General features: G+C 60.5%; 18 protein-coding genes. 6 read left to right on the forward strand and 12 right to left on the reverse strand.

Annotation, left to right across the window (positions count from 1 at the left end):
- Positions 1-5 precede the first annotated feature (5 nt).
- The 5 genes from WEU32_RS00235 to WEU32_RS00255 all read right to left on the reverse strand — a co-directional run bounded on the left by WEU32_RS00235 (position 6) and on the right by WEU32_RS00255 (position 9,597).
- Positions 6-3,023 (reverse strand): 2-oxoglutarate dehydrogenase E1 component, encoded by a 3,018-nt coding sequence (locus WEU32_RS00235; RefSeq protein WP_406852447.1) that lies wholly within the window; start codon positions 3,021-3,023, stop codon positions 6-8.
- 331 nt (positions 3,024-3,354) lie between these two features.
- Positions 3,355-4,257, reverse strand: coding sequence for a succinate--CoA ligase subunit alpha (gene sucD, locus WEU32_RS00240; RefSeq protein ID WP_406852448.1), 903 nt, complete (start codon positions 4,255-4,257; stop codon positions 3,355-3,357).
- Between the two features lie 32 nt (positions 4,258-4,289).
- A complete protein-coding gene (sucC, locus tag WEU32_RS00245; RefSeq protein ID WP_181542772.1) occupies positions 4,290-5,480 on the reverse strand; it encodes an ADP-forming succinate--CoA ligase subunit beta in 1,191 nt (396 codons plus the stop codon).
- A gap of 180 nt (positions 5,481-5,660) precedes the next feature.
- The gene (locus WEU32_RS00250) at positions 5,661-7,208 is read right to left on the reverse strand and encodes a spinster family MFS transporter (protein ID WP_406852449.1); all 1,548 of its coding nucleotides are present in this window, start codon (positions 7,206-7,208) and stop codon (positions 5,661-5,663) included.
- 121 nt (positions 7,209-7,329) lie between these two features.
- Positions 7,330-9,597, reverse strand: a complete 2,268-nt coding sequence (locus WEU32_RS00255) for a TonB-dependent receptor (RefSeq protein ID WP_406852450.1) — start codon at positions 9,595-9,597, stop codon at positions 7,330-7,332.
- Between the two features lie 173 nt (positions 9,598-9,770).
- On the opposite strand from WEU32_RS00255, the gene WEU32_RS00260 reads away from it, so the two are divergent.
- Positions 9,771-10,565 (forward strand): TetR/AcrR family transcriptional regulator, encoded by a 795-nt coding sequence (locus tag WEU32_RS00260; RefSeq protein ID WP_312814633.1) that lies wholly within the window; start codon positions 9,771-9,773, stop codon positions 10,563-10,565.
- Between the two features lie 11 nt (positions 10,566-10,576).
- Complete coding sequence (locus WEU32_RS00265; RefSeq protein WP_406852451.1) at positions 10,577-11,323, forward strand: LytTR family DNA-binding domain-containing protein; 747 nt, start codon at positions 10,577-10,579, stop codon at positions 11,321-11,323.
- 1 nt (position 11,324) lies between these two features.
- On the opposite strand, the gene WEU32_RS00270 is transcribed toward WEU32_RS00265, so the two are convergent.
- The 3 genes from WEU32_RS00270 to WEU32_RS00280 all read right to left on the reverse strand — a co-directional run bounded on the left by WEU32_RS00270 (position 11,325) and on the right by WEU32_RS00280 (position 14,412).
- Entirely contained in the window at positions 11,325-12,320 is a 996-nt protein-coding gene (locus WEU32_RS00270) for a magnesium transporter CorA family protein (RefSeq protein WP_406852452.1), read from the reverse strand.
- 171 nt (positions 12,321-12,491) lie between these two features.
- Positions 12,492-13,955: a carotenoid oxygenase family protein gene (locus WEU32_RS00275; RefSeq protein ID WP_406852453.1), complete on the reverse strand. Its 1,464-nt coding sequence runs from the start codon at positions 13,953-13,955 to the stop codon at positions 12,492-12,494.
- 13 nt (positions 13,956-13,968) lie between these two features.
- Positions 13,969-14,412: a DUF2141 domain-containing protein gene (locus tag WEU32_RS00280; RefSeq protein ID WP_406852454.1), complete on the reverse strand. Its 444-nt coding sequence runs from the start codon at positions 14,410-14,412 to the stop codon at positions 13,969-13,971.
- 224 nt (positions 14,413-14,636) lie between these two features.
- On the opposite strand from WEU32_RS00280, the gene rpe reads away from it, so the two are divergent.
- The 4 genes from rpe to WEU32_RS00300 all read left to right on the forward strand — a co-directional run bounded on the left by rpe (position 14,637) and on the right by WEU32_RS00300 (position 19,875).
- Positions 14,637-15,305, forward strand: a complete 669-nt coding sequence (gene rpe / locus WEU32_RS00285) for a ribulose-phosphate 3-epimerase (protein WP_406852455.1) — start codon at positions 14,637-14,639, stop codon at positions 15,303-15,305.
- Positions 15,302-17,101, forward strand: a complete 1,800-nt coding sequence (locus tag WEU32_RS00290; protein WP_406852456.1) for a heparinase II/III family protein — start codon at positions 15,302-15,304, stop codon at positions 17,099-17,101. Before rpe ends, WEU32_RS00290 begins: the two co-directional genes overlap by 4 nt.
- Positions 17,102-17,222: 121 nt before the next feature.
- Positions 17,223-18,827, forward strand: a complete 1,605-nt coding sequence (purH, locus tag WEU32_RS00295; protein WP_406852457.1) for a bifunctional phosphoribosylaminoimidazolecarboxamide formyltransferase/IMP cyclohydrolase — start codon at positions 17,223-17,225, stop codon at positions 18,825-18,827.
- A gap of 286 nt (positions 18,828-19,113) precedes the next feature.
- Entirely contained in the window at positions 19,114-19,875 is a 762-nt protein-coding gene (locus tag WEU32_RS00300; protein WP_406852458.1) for a dienelactone hydrolase family protein, read from the forward strand.
- Between the two features lie 8 nt (positions 19,876-19,883).
- Here WEU32_RS00300 and WEU32_RS00305 read toward each other — a convergent pair whose 3' ends face one another.
- From WEU32_RS00305 to murJ, 4 genes are all read right to left on the reverse strand, one after another.
- Positions 19,884-20,348 (reverse strand): OsmC family protein, encoded by a 465-nt coding sequence (locus tag WEU32_RS00305; RefSeq protein WP_406852459.1) that lies wholly within the window; start codon positions 20,346-20,348, stop codon positions 19,884-19,886.
- A gap of 43 nt (positions 20,349-20,391) precedes the next feature.
- Entirely contained in the window at positions 20,392-21,075 is a 684-nt protein-coding gene (locus tag WEU32_RS00310; RefSeq protein ID WP_406852460.1) for a GNAT family N-acetyltransferase, read from the reverse strand.
- A 4-nt stretch (positions 21,076-21,079) separates the two neighbouring features.
- Positions 21,080-22,117, reverse strand: coding sequence for a tryptophan--tRNA ligase (trpS, locus tag WEU32_RS00315; RefSeq protein ID WP_406852461.1), 1,038 nt, complete (start codon positions 22,115-22,117; stop codon positions 21,080-21,082).
- A 189-nt stretch (positions 22,118-22,306) separates the two neighbouring features.
- The gene (murJ, locus tag WEU32_RS00320) at positions 22,307-23,905 is read right to left on the reverse strand and encodes a murein biosynthesis integral membrane protein MurJ (protein WP_406853466.1); all 1,599 of its coding nucleotides are present in this window, start codon (positions 23,903-23,905) and stop codon (positions 22,307-22,309) included.
- Positions 23,906-24,017 lie beyond the last annotated feature (112 nt).

Consider the following 24,017-nt stretch of genomic DNA (forward strand, 5'->3'; position numbering starts at 1 on the left):
ATCGCTTAGGCCATGGCCTCGGCGAGGAAGGTCTCGAGTTCCTTCAGGTGGCGGCTCATGAGGCCCGCAGCCGTCGAGGCCGAAGCCGGACGACCAACGTAACGGGCGCGCTTGGCCTTCACGTCCATCTTCTCGAGCGTCAGCTCGATCCACGGATCGACGAAGGTCCAGCCACCCATATTCTTGGGCTCTTCCTGACACCATACCAGATCAGCGTTCGGGAAGCGTGCCAGTTCCGCAGAGATCGACTTGATCGGCCACGGGTAGAACTGTTCCAGACGCAGGATGTAGATGTCGTTGATGCCAGCCTTTTCGCGGGCGTCGAGCAGGTCATAGTAAACCTTGCCCGAGCAAACGATGACCTTGCGGATGTCCTTGTCGGACTTCAGCGAGACACCGGCCACGCTTGGACGCAGCTCGGCATCGTCGCGCAGCACGCGGTGGAACGACGAACCTTCGGCCATGTCGGCGATGGTCGAGACAGCCTTCTTGTGACGCAGCAGCGACTTCGGCGTCATCAGGATCAGCGGCTTGCGGAACTCACGGTGCAGCTGACGACGCAGGATGTGGAAATAGTTGGCCGGCGTCGTGCAGTTTGCGACCTGCATGTTGTTCTCGGCGCACTGCTGCAAGAAGCGCTCAAGACGTGCCGAGGAGTGCTCGGGGCCTTGACCTTCATAGCCGTGCGGCAGAAGCATGGTCAGGCCGGACATACGCAGCCATTTGCGCTCACCCGACGAGATGAACTGGTCGATCACGACCTGTGCACCGTTCACGAAGTCGCCGAACTGGCCTTCCCACAGGGTCAGGGTGTTCGGATCGGCCAGCGAGTAGCCGTATTCGAAGCCGAGTACGGCCTCTTCCGACAGGGCCGAGTCGATGACTTCGAAATGGCCCTGACCTTCGCGCAGGTTGTTCAGCGGATAGTAGCGCTGTTCCGTGGTCTGGTCGGTAATGCCCGAGTGACGCTGCGAGAAGGTGCCGCGTACCGAGTCCTGACCGGACAGGCGGATATTGTAACCTTCATCGACCAGCGAGGCGAAGGCGAGGCTTTCAGCCGTGGCCCAGTCGATATTCTCGCCCGTTGCCACGGTTTCGCGGCGGGCATCGATCACGCGCTTCAGGGTCTTGTGGACGTCCACACTGTTCGGGATCGAGGTCAGGCGGGCACCGAAGTCCTGGAGCTTTTCAGCGGCAACAGCGGTCGTGCCGCGCCATGCAGCGTCTTCCGACTTCTCTGCGCCCAAGCCCTTCCACTGGCCGTCCAGCCAGTCAGCCTTCTTGGCTTCGAAGGTCTTGCCAGCTTCGAACTCGGCATCGAGGAAGGCTTCGAACTTGCCAACCATTGCATCGACTTCGGCTTGCGAGATAACGCCTTCGGCCACCAGACGGTCCGTGTACAGCTCACGGGTCGAACGCTGCGCGCGGATCTTTTCGTACATCTTCGGCTGGGTGAACGTGGGGTCATCGCCCTCGTTGTGACCGAAGCGGCGGTAGCAGAACATGTCCACCACCACGTCCTTGGCGAATTTCTGGCGGTATTCGGTGGCCACCTTGGCCGCGAACACGACAGCTTCCGGATCATCACCATTCACGTGGAAGATCGGGGCCTGAACCATCAGGGCCACATCCGACGGATAAGGCGTCGAGCGCGAGAAGTGCGGTGCAGTCGTGAAACCGATCTGGTTGTTGATCACGAAATGCAGGGTGCCGCCGGTTCGGTAGCCCTTCAGGCCCATCAGCGCAAAGCACTCGGCAACCACGCCCTGACCGGCGAACGCCGCGTCACCGTGGATCAACAGCGGAGCAACCTTGGAGCGATCCAGCTTCCATTCGGAATCCGGCTTGCCAATGTTTTCCGGCATCTCGCGGATGTCGAAAGCCTGTTTGGCGCGCGACTTACCCAGAACAACCGGATTGACGATCTCAAGGTGCGACGGGTTGGCCGTCAGCGATAGGTGAACCTTATTGCCGTCGAATTCGCGGTCCGACGAGGCCCCCATGTGATATTTCACATCGCCCGAGCCTTCGATGTCCGACGGGACGCTCGAACCACCCTGGAACTCGTGGAAGATGGCCTTGTACGGTTTACCCATAACGGCAGCCAGCACGTTCAGACGGCCACGGTGGGCCATACCTAAGACGATTTCGTCAACACCGAGGTTGCCACCGCGCTTGATGACCTGCTCCAGCGCCGGAACCATGGCTTCACCGCCATCGAGACCGAAACGCTTGGTGCCGGGGAAACGCTTGTGCAAGAAGCGCTCGAAGCCCTCTGCCTCGATCAGCTTGCCCAGGATGGCCAGTTTGCCTTCCTTGGTGAAGGCGTTCTTTTCGAACTTGTCGGCACCTTCGATGCGTTCCTGCAGCCAGGCCTTCTCGGCCGGCTCGGTGATATGCATGTATTGCACGCCAATCGTACCGGTATAGGTACGCTTCAGCAGGGCAATAATCTCTTTAAGCGATGCGGTCTGCAGGCCCAGCACGCCGTCGAGGAAAATCTTGCGGTCCAGATCTGCGGCGGTGAAGCCGTAGAATTCCGGTGTCAGTTCCGGATGCACGACCGGCTTTTCGATACCCAGAGGATCAAGGTTGGCCGCGAGGTGGCCGTTCACGCGATAGGCGCGGATCAGCATCAGGGCGCGGATGGAGTCATGCGCTGCGGCACGAACATGTTCTGCGGTCAGAGCGCCATCGGCGGCCGGAGCCGGAGCTGCAGGGCGTGCGCCCGGCTTGCCCGCCTTCGGGTCAGCCTTTGGAGCGGGCCAACGGCCGTCAAAGACAGCGGTTTCCTCGGTCGGCTCTTCGCCACGGTTGCGGCCCCACGAACCGGCACCTGCCGACTGCTTAACCAGTTCGGCATTGTCTTTCAGCTGATCGAAGAACGAGCGCCATTCCGCCGGCACGGATGCCGGGTCATTGGCCCATTTTTCGTGCAGATCCTCAATGAAGGCCGCGTTGGCACCGTAAAGGAAAGAGGTCTCGGCAAAGACCTGATTCAGCCGACCTGCATCGTCCGCCATTTTTCTCACACATCCTATTCCACCGCGCACACCCCACGGCATGCACGAGCGAAGTCCATATAGGCCCACTTTCACCGATGGTCATGGCCCTAGAATGGCCAAGTGGGCGGAAATTCGTCGAATACGGCACAAAAAGTGGCATTTGGCGCTTTGTGGACCGTAACAAACGCTCACAAAGCGCGAAAATCGTTCTTTGCGCATGCGAGAGCCTGTCAGAATAGACGTCTAGGCCCATACGGCTTCACCATTCCTTAACGCGCAAAAAAGGGCGGCGAAGCCGAGGCCTCGCCGCCCTGATTTTCAATCCCTGTCTGTTACCAGACGGAAATCATTAGCCCTTGAGGACTTCGACTAGGGTCTTGCCCAGACGTGCCGGCGACGGCGAGACACGGATGCCAGCGGCTTCCATGGCTGCGATCTTCGACTCTGCATCGCCCTTGCCGCCCGAAACGACTGCACCGGCGTGGCCCATGGTGCGGCCCTTCGGAGCGGTACGACCGGCGATGAAGCCAGCCATCGGCTTTTTGCGGCCCTTCTTGGCTTCGTCGATCAGGAACTGGGCGGCGTCTTCTTCGGCCGAGCCGCCGATTTCGCCGATCATGATGATCGATTGGGTTTCATCGTCAGCCAGGAACATTTCCAGCACGTCAATGAACTCGGTGCCCTTGACCGGGTCGCCGCCGATGCCAACGGCCGTGGTCTGGCCCAGGCCTTCATTGGTGGTTTGGAAGACGGCTTCATAGGTCAGAGTGCCCGAACGCGAGACGATGCCCACATTGCCCTTCTTGAAGATCGAGCCCGGCATGATGCCGATCTTGCACTCGTCCGGGGTCATGATACCCGGGCAGTTCGGGCCCAGCAGGCGCGAGTTCGAGCGGTCGAGGCGAGCCTTGACGCGAACCATGTCCTGAACCGGAATACCTTCGGTGATGCAGGTGATGAACGGGATCTCGGCTTCGATCGCTTCGATGATGGCGTCGGCAGCACCTGCCGGCGGCACGTAGATCACCGAGGCGTCAGCGCCGGTTGCGTCGCGGGCTTCGGCAACCGAAGCGTAGATCGGCAGGGTTTCGCCGTGCGAACCGGTCCAGTTGGTGCCGCCCTTGGTCGGGTGCACGCCGGCAACCATCTGGGTGCCGTGGTAGGCCAGAGCCTGTTCGGTGTGGAAGCCGCCGGTCTTGCCGGTCAGGCCCTGCACGATGATCTTGGTGTCTTTATTGACGAGGATGGACATGTGTCTGTTCTCTGAATTCTGGTGTGCAGGGCTTAGGCGACAGCGGCGACGATTTTCTGGGCGGCGTCGTCCAGATCGTCAGCAGCGGTGATGGCCAGACCCGACTCGTTCAGGATCTTCTTGCCCAGTTCGACATTGGTGCCTTCCAGACGGACAACCAGCGGAACCTTCAGGCCGACTTCTTGCACAGCGGCGACAACGCCTTCAGCGATGACGTCGCACTTCATGATGCCACCGAAGATGTTGACGAGGATGCCCTCGACCTTCGGGTCAGCGGTGATGATCTTGAAGGCTGCAGCAACCTTCTCCTTGCCGGCACCGCCGCCGACGTCGCAGAAGTTGGCCGGCTCTTTGCCGTACAGCTTGATGATGTCCATGGTGGCCATGGCCAGACCAGCGCCGTTCACCATGCAGCCGATGTTGCCGTCGAGAGCGACATAGGCGAGGTCCCACTTCGAGGCCTCGATTTCCTTGGCGTCTTCTTCGGTCTCATCGCGCAGGGCGCGGATGTCTTCGTGACGGTACAGGGCGTTGCCGTCGAACGATACCTTGGCGTCCAGAACGCGCAGGTGGCCGTTTTCCATGACGATCAGCGGGTTGATCTCGAGCATGTCCATGTCCTTCTCGACGAAGGCCTTGTACAGGATCGGGAACAGCGACTTGCCGTCTTCGGCAGCCTGACCGGTCAGCTCCAGAGCGGCGTTGATCGCAGCGACGTGTTCGTCGGTGACGCCGGTTTCCGGATTGATGGCGATGGTGTGGATCTTCTCAGGCGTGGCGTGGGCCACTTCTTCGATGTCCATGCCGCCTTCGGTCGAAACGACGAATGCGGTCTGGCCAACCGAGCGGTCAACCAGCAGCGAGCAGTACAGTTCGCGGGCAATGTCGGCACCGTCTTCGATGTACAGACGGTTGACCTGCTTGCCAGCTTCGCCGGTTTGTGCGGTGACGAGCGTGTTGCCCAGCATTTCCTTGGCGTGAGCGACGGCTTCTTCGATCGAGAAGGCCAGACGGACACCGCCCTTGGCGTCAGCCGGCAATTCCTTGAACTTGCCCTTGCCACGGCCACCGGCGTGGATCTGCGACTTCACGACGTAAAGCGGGCCAGGCAGTTGCTTGGCAGCAGCTTCGGCTTGGTCAGCCGAGGTAATGGCGACGCCTTCAGCGACCGGTGCGCCGTAGGCCTTGAGGACCTGTTTGGCCTGATATTCGTGAATGTTCATATTGGATCCGCGCCAGTGGAGAGGTTTGGGGAAACTTTGGTCGCGCTTATAGGCACCCGCATGGGGCCTGCGCAACAGTCTGTCTCTTTTCCGGCCCCGGCTATTTCATTGTTCGACTAAAAAAGCCGGACAGTTCAACTGCCCGGCTTTGTTTCACAATATATTTCCGCGCACCGCGGGCTAGTCGATCCAATCCTTTTCAAGCGTTCTGGAGGCACAGAAGTGCAACAAGGACGCCATCAAATAGAAAGCCATACCCGTATAAATGGCCCAGCGCAGGCTCTCGTCACCGAACATCGGGCGGAGCAGGTCGCTCATCCAGCCAAAGTAGAAAAACCCGACTGCAAGCCCCAGAAGGTTATTGATCAGCAAAAAAATGGCCGAGGCGGTCGAACGCATCGGTGCCGGAGCCAGATGCTGGACCGCCGCCGTGATCGGACCCAACCATGCCAGATTAAGGCCCGTCGGGATCAGGAAGATCAGGAAGGCCAGCACTAGAGCCATAGCATGGCTGCCACCGCCCGGCATCAGACTAATCAGAGCCGGAGAGTTCATCGCCAGTATGAAACACGGTGCCGAGATGATGAAGGCCACGGCTGGAACCAGCGGATAGGCTCCCTTGGACTTCTTGGCCATACGGTCGGCGATTGCGCCGCCCATCCAGATACCCAGCAGACCGCCGATCAAGGCGATACCGGCATAGTACCAACTGACCTGCGAAAGGGTCAGGTCAAAGCTGCGCATGAAGAATAGCGGAAGCCACCCTGCCACCCCGTATCCGCACACCGATGAAGACGCAGCCCCCAGAGACAACAGCCAGAAGCTCTTCTTTCTCATGATGACCGAACCGGTCGACTTGGCGATCCACAATGAGATGCCGATGACCGTCATCAGGCCCGCGCCAAAGAACGGGATGACGGGATTGGTCATGCCGATCTTCATCAGGGACAACAGACCCAGTGCCACAAAAACCCCGCCGATACCAAAGCAGGCCAGTGCCACCTTGCGGCCCAGACCCGTATCGGCAACAGGCTCAGAAACCAGCGGCTTGGCTGCAGGTGCTTTAGCCGCCACAGTTGCTGCAGCAATAGCATCCGTACCCCCGCGCTTCGGATCACGCACCGTCAAGCGAAGGATGGGTGCGACCAGAACACCCAGAATACCGACCACGATAAAGGCGGTCTGCCAGCCGTATTTCACGGCCAGTAGCCCTCCGATCAGAGTACCGCCCGCTGTGCCCAGCGGAATACCGAACGCAAAGGCCGCCATCGCGCGCGCCCGCTGGTTCGGCGGGAAATAGTCCGCGATCAGCGAATAGGCCGGAGCCACACCACCTGCCTCACCGACGCCCACTCCCATGCGGAACAGAAACAACTGACCAAATGATCCAGCCACACCACACAGGGCGGTAAAACCCGACCAAACCGCCAGTGCGCCGGTCATAATCCAGACGCGACTGGAGCGGTCTGCCAGCCAAGCCAGAGGAATAGCCAAGGTCGAATAGACCGATGCAAAAGCAATCCCGCCGAGCAAGCCGAACTGGCTATCGCTCATCTGGAAATGCTCTTTAAGCGGAGCCGCAAGGATGCCGATGATCTGGCGATCCACAAAGTTCAGCATGTAAACAAAGATCAGGATCGCCAGCACATAATAGCGGTAGGCTGGCGAAACATCCTGACCCGAAACGGGCTGGCCGCTGGTTGCGTCCGTTGTAGCGTCTGCGCCCATGGCTCTCCTCAATTCTCTATTTCGCTACACGCTAGAGCCGCGCAGCCGAGATACCAAAAGAATAAAGGGCGACGGCCTGAACCGACGCCCTTTTTCCAAATCATACAATCAAGCTCAGGCCTTAGTATTTGGCGGTGAACTTGACCATCCAGGTGCGCGGAGCACCGAAATAGGCCGTACGGATGTTGCCGATCGAAGAGAACTCCTGCGCGTCGGTCTTATAGACTTCGTCGGTCAGGTTCTGGCCATACAGACCGATGCTGTAACGGTCCGAGCTATCCGACCAGACGACGCGGGCATCATACAGCCAGTAGCTGTCCTGATACATGCTTTCCAGCGGGATCGCCGAGTTGGCCAGGGTGTTGTCCACCGCCAGAGCCATACGCGAACGATACTTGGCGGCAGCGCCAACCACCAGCGACGAGCCACCATTCAGCGACCACTCGTACTGACCGCCCATACGCAGGGTCCATTTCGGCGAGAAGGCCGGATCCTGGAAGGCGCGCGAGCCGCCAAAGTTAGTGAAACGCGCATCGTTGAACTCTTTATAGTCCGCTTCAAGGAAGCCGAGCTGAGCATCAAGCGTCAAGGCCGCTGTCGGCTTGGCCACAGCTTCCAGCTCGAAGCCAAAGATATCGAGTGCACCCGCATTGATCACCGACAGAACGCCGACCGGAACGCCGGTAATCGGGTCTTTCTCGACACCCGAAACGCGGGCTTGGAAGTCTTCATACTTGGTGAAGAAGCTGGCCATGTTCAGGCGCAGGCGACGATCAAAGAAGCTGGTCTTGGCACCGACTTCTATGGTGTCTGCAGTTTCAGGATCATAGGCCGTCGCCTCAGTGCCTGAGTTGGCGCGACCGTTGAAGCCGCCCGACTTGAAGCCTTGAGCATAACGGGCATAGACCATGGCATCGTCCGACAGCTGATAGTCAGCCGACAGCATGATCGAGGTGTCCTCCCATGTGCCCTTCGGCGGTGCGAAACCGTACTGCGAAATCAGGAACGGCGACGACGACTCCACATAGGTGAAGCGGTCATAGGTCTTTTCCTCTTCCGTATAACGTACGCCCGCCGACAGACGCAGAGCGTTCGTCACGTCATAGCTGACATTACCGAAAATGGCCTTGGACGTGGTTTCCAGTTCATCATCGATAAAGCGCGTAAAAGTATAGTCACCGTTCCACAACGGCGGGAAGACCAGTCCGGCAGTCAGGTCGTCATTATAGCTTTCCTGATGCGAAGAGACTTCTTCCTTCAGGTAATAGACACCCGCCACAGCGTTCAGACGATCACCCGTATAGGTCAGCTGGAATTCTTGGCTGAACTGGTTTTGGTCAACTGCGACAAGCGCATCGGCGATTTGCAGCTCGGTGGCGTCGAAGTCGATATAGTCGTCCGTATTCAGTTCGCGATAGCTGGTGATCGACTTCAGAGACAGACGGTCCGAAACATCCCAGGTCATACGCAGGGCTGTGCCCCAGGTTTCCAGACGGGTTTCGTTCGGCAGGCCCGGCGTGGTGCGGGTCTTGAAGTTGAACTCCGGCGTCGGGTTCGGCACAGCATAGGCCGGAACACCCAGCAGGTTCGTCAGGCTGTTCTGGGCTTGGCCCACAGTCAGACCCGCATCATCCTTCGAATAGTCGGCATTGAAATCGATGCGGAAATTCGACGCCGGATCCCAAGCCAGGCTTGCACGCGCCGCTTTAGAATTCTTGTCGTTATATTCGGCACCGGTCACCGGATCGGTGACATAGCCACCACGTTCCGAGCTAAGTACCGACAGGCCCAGAGCCAGTTTATCGGTCACCGGACCCGAGACAGCGCCTTGCACCTCGATCAGGTCATAGTCGCCATAGGCTACCGAACCGCGGGCACGGAACTCTTGGCCCGGACGGCGCGACACCAGCTTCATGGCACCACCGATGGTGTTCTTGCCATACAGGGTGCCTTGCGGGCCCCGCAGGATTTCAACGCGCTCGAGGTCGAGCAGGTCAAACTGGGTGCCGCGAATACGCGAATAATAAACGTCGTCGACATAGACGCCGACAGCCGGGTCAAAGGTCTGCAAGCTGTCCGGCTGGCCTATGCCGCGGATGTAGATATTGGTCGAATTGGACGAGCCACGGCCCTGAACAAGGTTCAGGTTCGGCACTGCGCCTTGCAGGTCGGTGACCTGCTGCGCTCCGGTCCGTTCCAAGGTTTCACCCGAGAAAGCCGTCAGAGCCAGAGGCGTCTTTTGCGCCGACTCTTCGGTACGGCGGGCTGTTACAATGATGTCCTCGACGGCCACAGCCGTATCTTGAGCGGCATCCTGAGCCTGCGCCGCAGTGGCCATGGCACCAAACGCTGCGCCTGCCAGCAGGGCGCACTTCATCAGTTTCTTCATCTGAGTCCCTTAAATTCCAACCCTGTTGACGCTTTTTATTCAGCGTTCAATGATTTTTATTAGGTGTGGCGGTTATTGCGGACTCTGTCAAACGCCAAGATACAGGTACAGACAGCCTTAGCCGTGCACTGTGGCACCGTTGCACACCCCTGCCCTTCATGCGACGACAGCATATGACCGCCGATACTACCAAGGCTTCCACGGCCGACACCCCTACATCCGTACCATCCAAGAGCGCCGAAACCGGTCGCCCGACAAGTGCGGCTCGCCCGCGCAATGCCGGCGCAACCTCCGAGACAGGGCGTCGGGGCCGTCCCAAAAAAACAGCGAAAGCGCCTGCAGGCGATACCCGCGAGGCCATTCTGAATTCGGCAGAGGGTCTGTTTGCCCAGCACGGGTTTTACGGTGTCACCATTCGCGAGGTCGCTCGCGAAGCGGGGGTCGATACCGCGCTGGTCCACTATTATTTCGGCTCGAAAAAGGAACTGTTCGACGCGGTGTTCAACCGTCGTGCCGAGGTCTGGAACGATGATCGCGTCGCTGCCATTGACCGCTATGCCGAAGCCGCTGGCAATGACATGACTCTAGAAGGCCTGTTCGAAGCCTTTCTGCGTCCGCCCTTCCAATGGTCTTTGAAGGGCGGCCCCGGCTGGAAACACTATGCGGCCCTTGTGGCCCAGACCAATGCCAATCCGGCCTTTGGCGGCGAGACCATGGCGCGCTATTTCGATCCGGCTATCCGCCGTCTGCTAGAACTGGTCAAGCGCATCATGCCCCAAGCCAGCGAGACGGACCTTTATTGGGCCTATCACAACCTGTCCGGGGCCCTGACCCTCACTCTGGGCGAAACAGGGCGTCTGGATCGCCTGTCAGGTGGACTGTGCCGGTCCGGTGATCTGGATGCGGCCTGTGACCACATGGTCAAGTTCGCCGCCGCCGGTTTCCGCGCCGTCTGCCAAAAGGACTAAGGCAAGCAAACATGGCCTCGCTGCTAGAGCGTCCCTGGGTTCGCGGTCTTGGCGTCAGCATTGTCGCGGGCGGTTTTCTAGCCTTCAGCGGTGCATTTGGCTCTATCGGCGCACCTTTATGGTGGCGGCTGCTCTACTGGATTCCACTGATCATAGCGGGGGGCTTCTGGAGCCAAATCTGTAACCGCATTGTCGAACAATTTATCGATACCGAAGCGCGGCCATGGGTCGGTATAGCCGCCCTGTCCTTGCTGATGTCGGTGCCGGTCACGATTATGGTCTGGGCCGCCACCGCACTGGTGTTCTGGCAACGCATCCCGCAATGGCATGCCTTGCCGGACTATTTTCTACCCGTACTGGCAGTTGTCCTGCCCCTATGCGCCATCAATGTTTTTCTGGAACGCAGGCAGCCGGTCGAAACCCATGCTGCGCCCTCGCACGCGCCCGCACGCTTTCTGCAGCGCCTGCCCGCAAAACTAAGAAACAGTCGTCTGCTGGCCGTGCAGTCCGAAGACCATTATCTTCGTCTCTACACAGATCTGGGGTCAGACCTGATCCTGATGCGGCTGTCCGATGCACTGCAAGAGCTGGACGGCCTGGAAGGCGCACAGACACTCCGCAGCTGGTGGGTGGCCAAGGATGCTGTCGCCCATGTGTCGCGAGGCGACGGAAGGGCCAGCCTGACCCTTTCTGACGGCACTATAGCCCCCGTCAGCCGCCGCTATGCCCGCGCTCTTCGCGAAGCAGGGTGGTGGTAGCCTATAGCCAGCGCTTCTTGCGGAAATAGAGATATGGCAGGGCTGCCGACAGGACCATCGCGCCCACCGCCAGAGGATAGCCATACTGCCATTTCAGTTCCGGCATAATCTCGAAATTCATTCCATAGATGGACGCGATCAGGGTGGGTGGCAGCAACGCCACCGAGGCTACCGAAAAGATTTTGATGATCTGGTTCTGTTCCAGATTGATCAGACCCAGTGTCGCATCCATCAGGAAGGTCACCTTGGCCGACATCGACACACTTAACTCGCCAAGAGCGGCGGCATCGCGCTGAACCAACCGCACCATCTGACGCGCCTCGCGGTCGCCCTTGCCGCCTGCTTTCGCCCCGGACACAGCCGCATGATAGGCCAACAGCCGTTGCAGATTGGACAGACTTTCACGGATCAAGGCCAGAAAATCCCCCGCACGCCCGATGTCACGGATCACCAGTTGCAGATTGTGGCTTTCCATCGCCTTGGGGTCGCGTTTGCGAAAAATCAGGCGTGAAATCGTATCCAGCTCTATGCCCTTGGCCTCCAGCGCATCGGCATAACGGTCCACCACCGCCTCGATCAGACCCATAAAAATGGCCTCGCCATTGGCCAGCTTTTCATTGGGCTTGTTCATGGCACGGGTCACAAACAGCCGAAAAGAGCGTGGCTGGCCATAACGGACTGTCACCAGCCGGCCGCCCTTCAATATGAAGGTCACAGGCATCTTGACCGGATCAGGGGTTTCCAGATCGGTCACCACCGATGCAATCATGAAGACCGCACCGTCTTCGGTATAGAAACGGGCGGACGGCTCGACATCGTCCATGTCGTCGCGACTGGGAATTTCTATGCCGGTCAGGGTTTCCAGCGCGGCCACCTCGGCAGGGGTCGGCGAAACCAGATCAATCCAGCAGGAGGTGTTGTGGGCGGCAGCGTCGTCAAGACGCACGAGCCGATCCGTACGCCATTCATAGACGTTCAGCATAAGGCTTCCTTTCACGAGACACCCCGTGATCGAAAGCCGGGATATCTCAGAAAATAGAGGAAAATGAAGACAGACTTCGGTCTTCGGGGTTCATCTGAGAGTTTCCAAAAAACGCCGCCTTAACGCACATAGCAGAGCGGCAGGGCCGGTCTTGGACCGCCCTGCCACAAAGGTCAACCACAGCCGCTAGACCCAATTCCCGTGGAAAGCCGCGGGCAGGGCCACATCGGCCCGCCATGTACACACCGGCCCGTCCTGAATATGCGCCATGTCCAGAATGTGCAGTTCGCTGACACCCTTTTCCAGATTGACCGTAGGCCCGATCAACCAGCCGTCGGCCTCGGCGGATGATCCGGCCTTGGGCACATAGACCATTTCATCGACCACATGGTTTTCGCCAAAATCGAAACTGCGGGTGCGACCCGATGACCAGTCGGTCACGCCAATGGCCGTGGCCAGTGGACGTCCCGCCCGCTCGCCCGTCGTATGAACACTGAAACGACGCGACAGACCTGCACGGCGCGGATCGCTGCGTAGAAACTCGCCGACCACGCCGGTGCGTTCCAGACGCCCGAGGCCATCACTGCCCAAAACCACCATGGCCATCTCGGCCGGTTCATGATGCAGCGGCACCCCGTTCAGAACCTCTTGCGCGCCTTGAGCGGCAAACATCATGTCCTTATGCGCCGCGACGTCGAAACGGATTGTGCCATCCGCCTCTTCCCACGCATCACCGACATGGAAAAACCCAAAGGCCGGTATCTCGAACACACGCTGCTTTGTCAGGTCATCCTTGTCGATCACCAGCACCTTGCCGCCCTGTTCCGGCAGCCACTCAAAGGCTTGCGACAGAGGCAGGGTGTTGCGGGTCTGCACCCACGGTTGCAGCAAAATCACCAGATGACGCTGCGTGGCCGTAAAGTCATGGATATAGCTGGCCATCGGCAAGTCGATCATGCCGGTGTCGCGCAACTGTCCATCGGCTGCCAGATGCCAGACAATCGCCTTGCCTCGCGCCACACCAAGGTTCCAGATCGTGCCATCCGGCTCTATGCGCGGATGGGCCAAAAACGGCATGGCCTTCAGGTCGGGACGAAGGGTGACAAAGCCTTTGGTTTCCAGTGTCACCGCATCCATTTCCAATGGCGATCCGGCTTCCCACAGCGCCCAGATTTTATCGCCCACCTTGTGCACCGAGGTATTGGCAGGGCTGGCATCATCGGCCGAACCTATGCGGGCACGCGGATCAGGCAGGGTGCCAAAGCCGGGCATCAGCATGGCCCCCGCTTCTTCTTCCTGACGACGCTTGGGCGTGTCGGCAAAACGGGCTGTCAGTTCGACCTGACCATCTTCGATATTCCATCGGCGCACCATGCCGTCGCCATCAAACCAATGGTCCGACGAACGACTAGGTCTGCGAAACTGGGCCGGACCATTGCGGTAAAGCGTGCCCTTCAAGCCTTGCGGCACACGGCCATGCACCAACTCCAGACGGCGCGGCGCGATATCACCCGCCACATCTGCCGTGGCCAGTTCCCAGTGGGAGGCATGCGCCAGCGCAGCCGCCGCACGCACCACATCCGGTGTCAGCACCGAAACCGCCGCCATGGCTGCCGAGGTGCCCAGAAAAGAACGACGGGACAGTTGCATTGATCCGCCTCCCTTAGCGTAGGTTCAGCGTCTGGAGCGTCTGTCCCGACACTTCGAAACGCGCACGATCCCATTTGGCCGGCCCCATATTGCCCACGGCATTATTGGAGAAGGCATAGGGTTCGACCGGCATACCGAAAGGATTGGTGTCCATGCGGCCATTGCCGTTCACATCGTGAAACGCCTTGAGACCATAGGTGCCGGCCTTTAGCCCCTCGATCACGGTTTCATGTTGACCGGCAGCAATATCCAGTTCCACGGCGCGGACAGGAGCACCGCCCTCATAGGCTGCCTCGCTGTCATAGAGGACCACCATAACCTTGCCGGTCGCAGCGGCAGTTTCGACCTTGAGATTCAGACTGGCGGCCTGTTCGGCCTGAAGGCTAGTCGCATGGACGGATGTTGCTGCCATCATCAGAAAGAGGGCTGGGGCGATATTTCGGGTCAGGACATTCATAACGGATCGCTTTCAAGCTGGCGGTGTTGCCTCCATGAGCCACCGCCGGTTTTGGTCCGCCAGCGCCATTGCGCCTGATGCCGCCTCCTGTTCGCCAATGACCGCGTCGCGCCATTCGCGAAGCGCCAATAACCACACGTTTCACGACACATCGCTCGGCTTTGGTCACCTGTGCGCTTGGCACACCTTGCTCCTTGGGCCGCAGGGACGTAAATCCAACCTCCATGACCCACCACACCGCTCCCCTGATCTGCCCGTCCATCCTCGCCAGCGATTTTTCCAAGCTGGGCGAGGAAATCCGATCGCTCGAGGCCGCAGGCGCGGACTGGATCCATGTCGATGTCATGGACGGCCATTTCGTGCCGAACCTGACCATTGGGCCGGATGTGGTGAAGGCCCTGCGCCCGCACACCTCGCTGCCGTTTGACGTGCACCTGATGGTTAGCCCCGTCGATAACTGGCTGGAAGCCTATCGCGCCGCCGGTGCCGACATTATGAGCGTGCACCCCGAAAGCGGCCCGCACGTTCACCGTACACTGGGCCAGATCCGCAATCTGGGAGCCAAGGCCGGTCTGGTCTTCAACCCCGCCACGCCGCTCAGTGTTCTGGAAGAATGTGTCGATCTGGTCGATCTGGTGCTGATCATGTCGGTCAACCCAGGCTTTGGCGGCCAGAAATTCATCGACAGCTCGCTGCGCAAAATCGAACGCGCTCGCGCCATTCTGGATGCTGCTGGTTCCAACGCCCACCTGCAGGTTGACGGCGGTGTCGTCGCTGCCAATGCCGGTGCCTGCGTCGCCGCCGGTGCAGACGCCCTTGTCGCCGGGTCCTATGTGTTCAAGGGTGGCCCCGACGCCTACGCCACCAACATCCAAGCCCTGAAAGCTGCATGAAGCCAATCGGCCCCTTCGCCCCGCGCGATAGTGAAACACCGCTGACCGAGGGACACATCCCCGGCCTCAAGGGCGCGCCTGTGCGAACCCCCATGCCCGCACGCGGCATCCAGCACACCTCGCCGGCCATGATGGGGGCGATTGCCAAGGCGCTCGTCTCGCGCCAGTTGTGGATCGAACTTTATGGCCTTCCGGGTTATGGCCTGACGCTGGGCAATAACAAGTCACAGGACTTTGCGCTCTCCCCCAAAGACTTGCGCCCCGTCGCCAAGGAAGCCCCGCGCCCGTTACTGGGTGGCAAGCTGACCCTGATGGGCCTCAGCCTCGAGACCGACGATCCGCGCCGGATATGGGATCAGCCGACACCCAATCGCAGCTTTGCTGTAGAACTGCACAGTTTCAACTGGCTGCCGCTCATGATGGCTCAGGGCGAGCGCGGCATGCGCGATGCGCTGGACATGACCTTCGGCTGGCTGGACAGCTTTGCCGACTGGTCGCCGTTTTCGTGGGCACCCGACATTCTGGCCCGCCGCGTCTATAACCTGGCCTGCGCGGCCAAGCGTCTGACCCAGCACGCCGATCCTGCCGACCGGTCAAAGCTGGCCAATAGTCTGGCGAGACAGGCCAAGCAGCTTTTGCGGCCACCCCATACCGTGCGTGGCCGCGCCGAACGTCTGACAGCCGCCGCCGTGGCCGGTTGCGCTCTTGGTGAGCCGGTTGGCAGCAAGCTTCTGCACAAGGCCCTAAAACGTCTGCCGTCCGCGCTGGAACAGACAGTTCTGACCGATGGCTCGCATGCCTCGCGCTCTGCCGAGCAGGGTCTGGAACTGCTGCTGGACATGCTGACGCTGGACGATGCCCTTTCCCAACGCAGCCTGCCCACCCCGTCTGAAGTCGCCAGTGCTATTTCGCGTCTGACCATTGCCCTGCGCAGCCAGGTTCTGCCCGATGGGCGCCTGTCGGTCTTTCAGGGCGGAGGACCATCCAGCCGCGAGCGGATTGCCGCCGCCCGCGCCCATGACGATACCCCTGCTGCACCGCCCGCCAGTGTGGTTGGAGGGATTGTACGTGTCTCCAGTCCGCAACTGACGCTTTTGCTGGATGTTGAGGCTCCGGCCAGCGGCGTCTGGTCAGTGACCGCCTGTGGCCAGCCTGCTGCGCTTGAGCTTTTGTGCGGCAAGGATCGTCTGTTCACCTCGGCAGGATGGACGCCGCGATCTTCGGATCGCCACGCACTGAGACTGTCGGCAGGGGCCTCGACCCTGACATTGGGAGAGCGCCCGATCGGTGAACCCTTGAGCGGGTGGAAAAGCGAGCTTCTGGGACCGCGCCTGGTCAGCAATCCCCTGCACATCACCCGCGACCATCAACAGACCGACAACGCCATCTGGCTCGAGGTCGAGCATGATGGATGGGCCCCCCTCTATGGCCTGATGCATCAGCGCCGCATCTATATCGATCAGGCTCAGGACGAAATCCGTGCCGAAGAGTGCCTGCTTCCCAAGTCGGGACATGCCGCACCCGAACGCATTGCCGCCCCCTATGCTTTGCGCTTCCAGCTTGATCCCGATGTTCAGGCCTCTGTAGCCCGCGACCGTCGCTCGATCCTGTTGCGCGGCAAGTCCGGCAAGGGCTGGTGGTTCCGCAGTGACGGCCCCGATATCGCAGTTGAAACCGCGGTCCATGTCGATAACGGCCTGACCCGTCGCTCGCTACAGATCGTGGTACGCGGCTCGGCTCGCACCGATGCGGAAACCAAAATCCGTTGGAAACTGGCCGCGGCCAGCGAGGATTAGACCAAGGAAAGCCTATTCCGTGCACGGAATGGGCTAACTGCGCTCTACGGAGGGGTGACGCGGCGGGTCTGCGGTGCTAGAGCGCCGCCATCTCCTGCTCCCAGCTGTAACGGACGTCGCCATGCCCGCCGCTCCCGATTTTCCCCCCGCCCCTAATGCGGTTGCGCCTGCGCGCGCCCTGATTTCCCTGTCCGACAAGACCGGACTGGAAGAAGTCGCCCGCACGCTGCACGACCTCGGTGTCGAACTGGTCTCGACCGGTGGCACCAAGTCGGCCATCGCGGGCTTTGGCTTGCCGGTGAAGGACGTGGCGGAGCTGACGGGCTTCCCGGAAATGATGGACGGTCGCGTCAAGACCCTGCACCCGATCGTGCACGGTGGCCTGCTGGGCGTGCGCAACGCCCCGACCCACGCGGCAGCCATGACCGAGCACAATATCGGTGCCATCGATATCGTCTGGATCGACCTGTATCCGTTCGAAAAGACCGTTGGATCGGGCGGTGGCTTTGAAGCCGCCATCGAGAACATCGACATTGGCGGTCCGGCCATGATCCGTTCGGGCTCCAAGAACCACGGCCACGTCGCGGTCGCTGTCGATGCCGAGAGCATCAACATGATCGTCGATGCCCTGAAGGCTGACGGTTCGACCACCCTGGACCTTCGCAAGAAGTTGGCCGCCCGCGCCTTTGCCCGTACCGCCGCCTATGACGCCGCTGTGTCGTCGTGGTTCGCTGGCCAACTGGAAGACATTGCACCGGCCCGCAAGTCGATCGCTGGCGAGCTGGCCCAGACCCTGCGCTACGGTGAAAACCCGCACCAGACCGGCAGCTTCTATCGCACCGGCGAGAAGCGTCCGGGTGTTGCCTATGCCAAGCAGATTCAAGGCAAGGAACTGGGCTATAACAATATTGCCGATGCCGACGCCGCTTATGAGCTGGTCGCCGAGTTTGCCGAACCGGCCTGCGTCATCGTCAAGCACGCCAACCCGTGCGGCGTGGCCGTCGGCAAGGACCTGTCCGAAGCCTACGCCCGCGCTCTGGAATGCGATGCTGTCTCGGCCTTTGGCGGCGTCATCGCCGTCAACCGTCCGCTGACCGAAGATGCCGCCAAGGCCATCACCGAAATCTTCACCGAAGTGGTCATCGCGCCGGGTGCAGACGATGCGGCCAAGGCCGTCTTCGCCGCCAAGAAGAACCTGCGCCTGCTGATCACCGACGGTCTGCCGGATCCGCACGCTGAAGGTAACGTCTTCCGCTCGGTCGCCGGTGGCTTCCTGGTGCAGTCTCGCGACCGCTCGAACCTCAAGCCGTCGGACCTGAAGGTCGTGACCAAGCGTCAGCCGACGCAAAAAGAAATCGAGGACATGCTCTTCGCCTTCACCGTCGCCAAGCACGTGAAGTCCAACGCCATCGTCTATGCCAAGGACGGCCAGACCGCCGGCATCGGTGCCGGCCAGATGAACCGTCGCGACAGCGCCCGCATCGCCGCCATCCGCGCCAAGGAAGCCGGTGAAGCCAAGGGTCTGGACGTCTCGCTGGCCGAGGGTTCGGCCTGTGCCTCTGAAGCCTTCTTCCCGTTCGCCGACGGCCTGCTGGAAGCGGTGGCTGCTGGCGCCACCTGCGTCATCCAGCCGGGTGGCTCGATGCGCGATGAGGAAGTCATAAAGGCGGCCGACGAAAAGGGCATCGCCATGGTCTTCACTGGCACCCGCGTTTTCCGTCACTAATAGCGGGCCTAGCCCGCTATTAGCTCTCTTTAAGTTTCCCTACCGCAGACGACGCGGTCGTCTGCTGCTTGAGGGAGATAGTTTCCCTACCGCAGACGACGCGGTCGTCTGCTGCTTGAGGGAGATAGTTTCCCTACCGCAGACGACGCGGTCGTCTGTTACTTGAGGGAGATAGTTTCCCTATCGTGGCTGACGAGATCACTCACGGCTTGAGAGAATATGGCAACCAACAGAGAAAGGAGCGACAGGCGACTGTGGCTCCTTTTTCTTTGCGGATCTTACGCCTATGTCCAGTACCATGGACACCCTTTCCTCCCGTTGGGCCTTGCTCGAACCGTATGTGACTGTCGTCGGCCCCGACGATGATATTGCCCGCCCTGCGGTGCTTTTATTCCATGGTTGCGGAGGATTGCGGGACCATCTGCCGCGTTATGCCGAGGCGGCCAAGGCAGCGGGATGGCGCTGTTTTATCGTCGATTCCTACGGGCCGCGCGGCTGGACGCGGCTGCGGACCCTGTTCACGGTCTGCACCAATCTGGCCTTTCGTGGCATTGATCGGGCCAGCGATGTCGCGGCTGCCTATTATGGCATTTCCCAACGCTCCGATGTTGATGCCGACACGATGGTGCTGGCGGGCTGGAGCCATGGCGGCTGGTCGATCATGGAGTTAATGACACTGGAACCTAAATCCAGTGCGTCTAACCTTGCCGATTTCGATAAACTCGACCTGTCCAAACTGGCCGGAGTGTGGATGGCCTATGCCTATGTCGGGCCCCTGGCCCCCAACCGGCTCAAGCCGTGGCGGCACCCGCAACAGGTCTATGCTGTGACGTGTAGTCGCGACCATCTGACAACCGTGCGCAATGCCGAAAAGGTCAATGACGCCATCCGCGCCAATGGCTCGACGGTCGAGCACTGGGTCGCCGATGGCACCCATGCCTTTGACGAACCAACCAGCAACGGACCGATGAAACATCACCCCGAACGCACGCTGGAAGCCCTCGACCGCTTTACATCCTTCCTGAAAGGCATCGCGGCCAAGGGCTAACGGGGCGATTACTGCGGCTCGACCGTTACGGTCGAGCGCACCGAGTTACCTATATAGCAGGCCTCATGGGCGCGGTGATGCAGGTCCGCAATCTGTGCAGCATCCGGCACCTTGTCACCCGACCAGCTAACGGCAGGGCGCAGCACAATATCGGTGATGGAGATCTTGCCGCGCTCGTCCTTGCCCAGCGTGCCTTCGGCGGCATCGCGATAGCTATCGACGATGAAACCATCCTTGCGGGCATAGGCGAGGAAAAACATCATGTGGCAGCTGGACACAGCCGCCACCAGCGCCTCTTCGGGATCGACCGCCGTCTCGTCCGACAGGGGCGGCGGGATCATGGCCGAGGGCGTGGACGAGCCGCGCACCACGGCACCCCCGTCAAAGGTCCAGTTGTGGGCGCGCGAATATTTGTTGTCGCTAAAGGGCTGATCGCCCCGCTGCCATTCGATGACGGCTGTGTGCTGGCTCATATCTCTCTCCGGTTCATACCCTGAAGAAGACTTAAGAAGCCCGTCAGCCTTTTGCCAGCACCCGCATATTCACCCGCGCCCGCTCGACAAAGCCCAGTCCGTGATAAAGCGCCATAGCACCGGCATTGTCAGGATAGGAATGCAAAAAGGCCCGTTCGCCACGCGACAGAATGCGGTCCGTTACAGCTTTGATCATAGCTCCCGCATAGCCACGGCCACGCGCAGCGGGATGGACGCAGACCCCCGACACCTCGGTAAAGCCATCCGGCTTCATCCGTTCACCCGCCATGGCCACCAGACGTCCGCCATGCCGCACACCGACAAAATCACCCAGTCGGTGCGTCTTGTCGTAAAATGGACCCGGCTCGGTCAAAGTGGCCAAAGCCAACATGTCGGCAGCATCCGCCTCGCCCAGAGGCTCTACCGCGATATCGGTACGACTGAACCGCGCCGGAGCGGTCAGCAACATCTGGGCCAAAATCGCATCCTTGGTCACGACCATCCCCTGCGGCACAGCCATATCCTGCGCCTCGACGGTGATCAGTAACCCCTCGGGCATATCCAGACGCACCAAGTCATCAAGTGCCTGTGGCACTGGATCGGGGCAGACCGCAAAGGTGGCATAGCCGGGAGAAAAGCGCATGGCAGCGCCCGTCGTGATGGCCAAGGAGGCCTGACGGGCACCGCACAATGCACTCAGGACCGGACGGTCCAGAGGGTGCGACAAGGCCTTAACCCTGCCAGAAGCCGACGATCTTCTTGACCTCTTCGACCACAGGCTGAGCCACTTCGCGGGCCTGTGCCGCGCCCTTGGCCAGAACACGATCGATTTCAGCCGGATCATTCAGCAGACGGCGCATTTCGCTGCTGACCGGTGCCATGGTGCTGACAGCCAGTTCCGACAGCTTGGGTTTGAAAGCGCCAAAGCCCTGACCGCCGAACTCGGCTAGAACCGCCTCGCGCGAAATCCCGGCCAGCGCCGCATAGATGGCCACAAGGTTCTTGGCCTCGGCGCGGCCTTCCAGACCCTCTACCGTTTCCGGCAGGGCATCCATGTCCGACTTGGCCTTCTTGATCTTGTTGGCGATGGTTTCCGCATCGTCGGTCAGATTGATGCGCGACAGGTCCGACGGGTCGGACTTGGACATCTTGGCGGTGCCGTCACGCAGGCTCATGACGCGCGTGGCCGGACCTTGGATCATCGGTTCGGGCTGCGGGAAGAAGTTCGGCACGCCGAAGTCGTTATTGAACTTTTGCGCGATGTCGCGGGTTAGCTCCAGATGCTGTTTCTGGTCTTCGCCAACCGGAACACCGGTTGCCTTATAGAGCAGGATGTCAGCGGCCTGCAGCACCGGATAGGTATAGAGGCCGACCGACGAGCGCTCTTTATGCTTGCCCGACTTTTCCTTGAACTGCGTCATGCGGTCCAACCAGCCAAGGCGGGCGACACAGTTGAAGATCCAGGCCAGCTCGGCATGGGCCGGAACCGCTGACTGCGGGAAGATCACCGACTTGGACGGATCAAGACCGGCCGCCAGATAGGCCGCAGCGATTTCGCGCGTCTGGGCGGTCAGCTTGTCCGGATCCTGCCACACAGTGATGGCGTGCATATCGGCGACGAAGACATAGCAGGGGTCGCCTGCATTCTGCATTTCAACGAAACGCTTAAGCGCACCCAGATAGTTGCCGAGGTGCAGCGCACCCGAGGCCTGGATACCGGACAGGATGCGGCGAGGGCCAGTATAAGGGGCCGGAGTTTGATCAGTCATGGAAAAGCTCTGGACGAAAATCGTTCGGGAAAGAGTGATCGCTGGCCATCAGGCAGCGACAGGCAAGGCAGCAGCTGAACATTTCAGCCGCGCCATCGTCCTGTCAGGCGAGGCAATCCACAAAGCATGGGCGCACAGATCATGGACAGTGGCTTATCGCCTCTCTGGATCAAGGGCAACCTTCGCACATCACCCTCCGCGACGAACCAGACGTTTGATATCGCGCAGGGTCACAGCACGGGTCGCAAAAGCCAGAGCCACATAGGCCAGACCACCCAGACCCACAACCAGAAGCATGGCCAGTTCCTTGACCCCGCGCTCGGTGCCGATCATAGCCAGCACATCGGCAATCGGGGCCTCGATCCACGGACGCGCCCAGCTGCACAGGGCCACAAATACCCCCATGCCGATACTGGCCAGCAGGATACGCGACAGGCGCGACATGGAGTTCTTGCTGGGGCGGTAATAGTCCGTGCGCCACAGATTGGCGGCCAGCAACAGGGCATTGACCCATGCCGAGGCACTGACTGCTGCGGCAATGCCCGAGACGCCCATACCCGCAAAGAAAAGGCCCACAGCTAGTGCCGCATTGACCGCCACCGAGACCAACGCATAGCGCATCGGCGTGCGGCTATCGGAACGGGCATAGAAGGCCGGTGCCAGAATACGGATTAGCACAAAGGCCGGAACACCCCAGCCGAACTGGAACAGAGCACGGGCCGTGTTCTCCGCGTCAAAAGCCAGAAACTCGCCGCGTGTGAACAGGCCGTCGATCAGGAACAGAGGCATCCCCATCAGAGCCGCCGCTGCCGGAAGCGTCAGAGCCATGGACAGGATCATGGCCTCGTCCATCGAGCCTTGTTGTTGCTTGTGATCGCCGGTCGCCACCGCCGCCGACAGACGCGGCAGAAGGGCAATACCGATGGCCACCCCGACCAACCCCAGCGGCAACTGGTAAAGACGGTCGGCGGTCGCCAGCCATGTGCGCCCCCCGTTCACAAAACTGGACAGGTTGCCCGAGATAAAGACGTTGATCTGGGTAGCCGAGTTACCGATGGCTGCTGGAATGGCGGTGATAATGATGGCCTTGACCGCCGGGGTCATGCGCGGGATGCGGATACGGATATTGGCCCCCGCCTTGCGCACCGCCCACCAGCACAGGCCCGCCTGCGCCACACCCGCGACCAATACCGACCAGCTGGCCATGGTCGCAGATGCCACAGGACCATCCTTCACCGGCAGGATCATCAGCAGCATGATGACGTTCAGCAAAATAGGATAGGCACCGGACACCACAAACCGCCCGCGTGCATTCAAGACGCCACTAAGCAGGGCCGCAATCGCCATACAGGGCAGATAGGGCATGGTGATCTGGGTCAGCACCACCGCCAGCTTGAAGCGATCGGGATCATCGAGGAAACCGACATTGATGACCGTCATCAACCACGGCATGGCCAGTTGGGCGATGACCGTCAGGACCAGAGTGGCGGTCGCGATCACGGCCATGGCGTCCGTCGCAACCTGATCGGCGGCCTCTGCGCCTTCGGTTTTCAGCTTACGTGAATAGGCCGGCACAAACGCCGCTGCAAACGCGCCCTCGGCAAAGATGCGGCGAAACAGGTTGGGAAAGTTCAACGCCGTGTAATAGGCATCTGCGGCCGGACCTGCCGAGGCCCCCAGCGCTGCCGTAATTACCGTATCGCGGGCAAAACCGGCCAACCGGCTCAACAGGGTCATGCCACCGAAAATCGCCGAGGACTTGGCGACGCCCGTGCTTTGCGGTGCCATATCCGCCTGATTTTCCACCGCCGCCTGTGCAGCATCCGCCTCGGGCGACAGGGTTTGAGGCAGACTTTGGGGCAGACTGTCCGGCAAGCTATCTGGCAGGTTTTCTGGCAGG

Source organism: Brevundimonas sp. BH3 (genome assembly GCF_045345115.1).
GTDB lineage: Bacteria > Pseudomonadota > Alphaproteobacteria > Caulobacterales > Caulobacteraceae > Brevundimonas.

What these genes read in the sequence shown, in the direction of transcription:
- purH (WP_406852457.1), top strand. Translation starts at nt 17,223, where the DNA reads ATGCCCGCCGCTCCCGATTTTCCCCCCGCCCCTAATGCGGTTGCGCCT.
- WEU32_RS00300 (WP_406852458.1), top strand. Translation starts at nt 19,114, where the DNA reads ATGTCCAGTACCATGGACACCCTTTCCTCCCGTTGGGCCTTGCTCGAA.
- WEU32_RS00280 (WP_406852454.1), bottom strand. Translation starts at nt 14,412, where the DNA reads ATGAATGTCCTGACCCGAAATATCGCCCCAGCCCTCTTTCTGATGATG.
- WEU32_RS00250 (WP_406852449.1), bottom strand. Translation starts at nt 7,208, where the DNA reads ATGGGCGCAGACGCTACAACGGACGCAACCAGCGGCCAGCCCGTTTCG.
- WEU32_RS00290 (WP_406852456.1), top strand. Translation starts at nt 15,302, where the DNA reads ATGAAGCCAATCGGCCCCTTCGCCCCGCGCGATAGTGAAACACCGCTG.
- WEU32_RS00305 (WP_406852459.1), bottom strand. Translation starts at nt 20,348, where the DNA reads ATGAGCCAGCACACAGCCGTCATCGAATGGCAGCGGGGCGATCAGCCC.
- WEU32_RS00235 (WP_406852447.1), bottom strand. Translation starts at nt 3,023, where the DNA reads ATGGCGGACGATGCAGGTCGGCTGAATCAGGTCTTTGCCGAGACCTCT.
- WEU32_RS00260 (WP_312814633.1), top strand. Translation starts at nt 9,771, where the DNA reads ATGACCGCCGATACTACCAAGGCTTCCACGGCCGACACCCCTACATCC.
- trpS (WP_406852461.1), bottom strand. Translation starts at nt 22,117, where the DNA reads ATGACTGATCAAACTCCGGCCCCTTATACTGGCCCTCGCCGCATCCTG.
- WEU32_RS00275 (WP_406852453.1), bottom strand. Translation starts at nt 13,955, where the DNA reads ATGCAACTGTCCCGTCGTTCTTTTCTGGGCACCTCGGCAGCCATGGCG.
- WEU32_RS00255 (WP_406852450.1), bottom strand. Translation starts at nt 9,597, where the DNA reads ATGAAGAAACTGATGAAGTGCGCCCTGCTGGCAGGCGCAGCGTTTGGT.
- murJ (WP_406853466.1), bottom strand. Translation starts at nt 23,905, where the DNA reads ATGGCACCGCAAAGCACGGGCGTCGCCAAGTCCTCGGCGATTTTCGGT.
- WEU32_RS00265 (WP_406852451.1), top strand. Translation starts at nt 10,577, where the DNA reads ATGGCCTCGCTGCTAGAGCGTCCCTGGGTTCGCGGTCTTGGCGTCAGC.
- sucD (WP_406852448.1), bottom strand. Translation starts at nt 4,257, where the DNA reads ATGTCCATCCTCGTCAATAAAGACACCAAGATCATCGTGCAGGGCCTG.
- rpe (WP_406852455.1), top strand. Translation starts at nt 14,637, where the DNA reads ATGACCCACCACACCGCTCCCCTGATCTGCCCGTCCATCCTCGCCAGC.
- sucC (WP_181542772.1), bottom strand. Translation starts at nt 5,480, where the DNA reads ATGAACATTCACGAATATCAGGCCAAACAGGTCCTCAAGGCCTACGGC.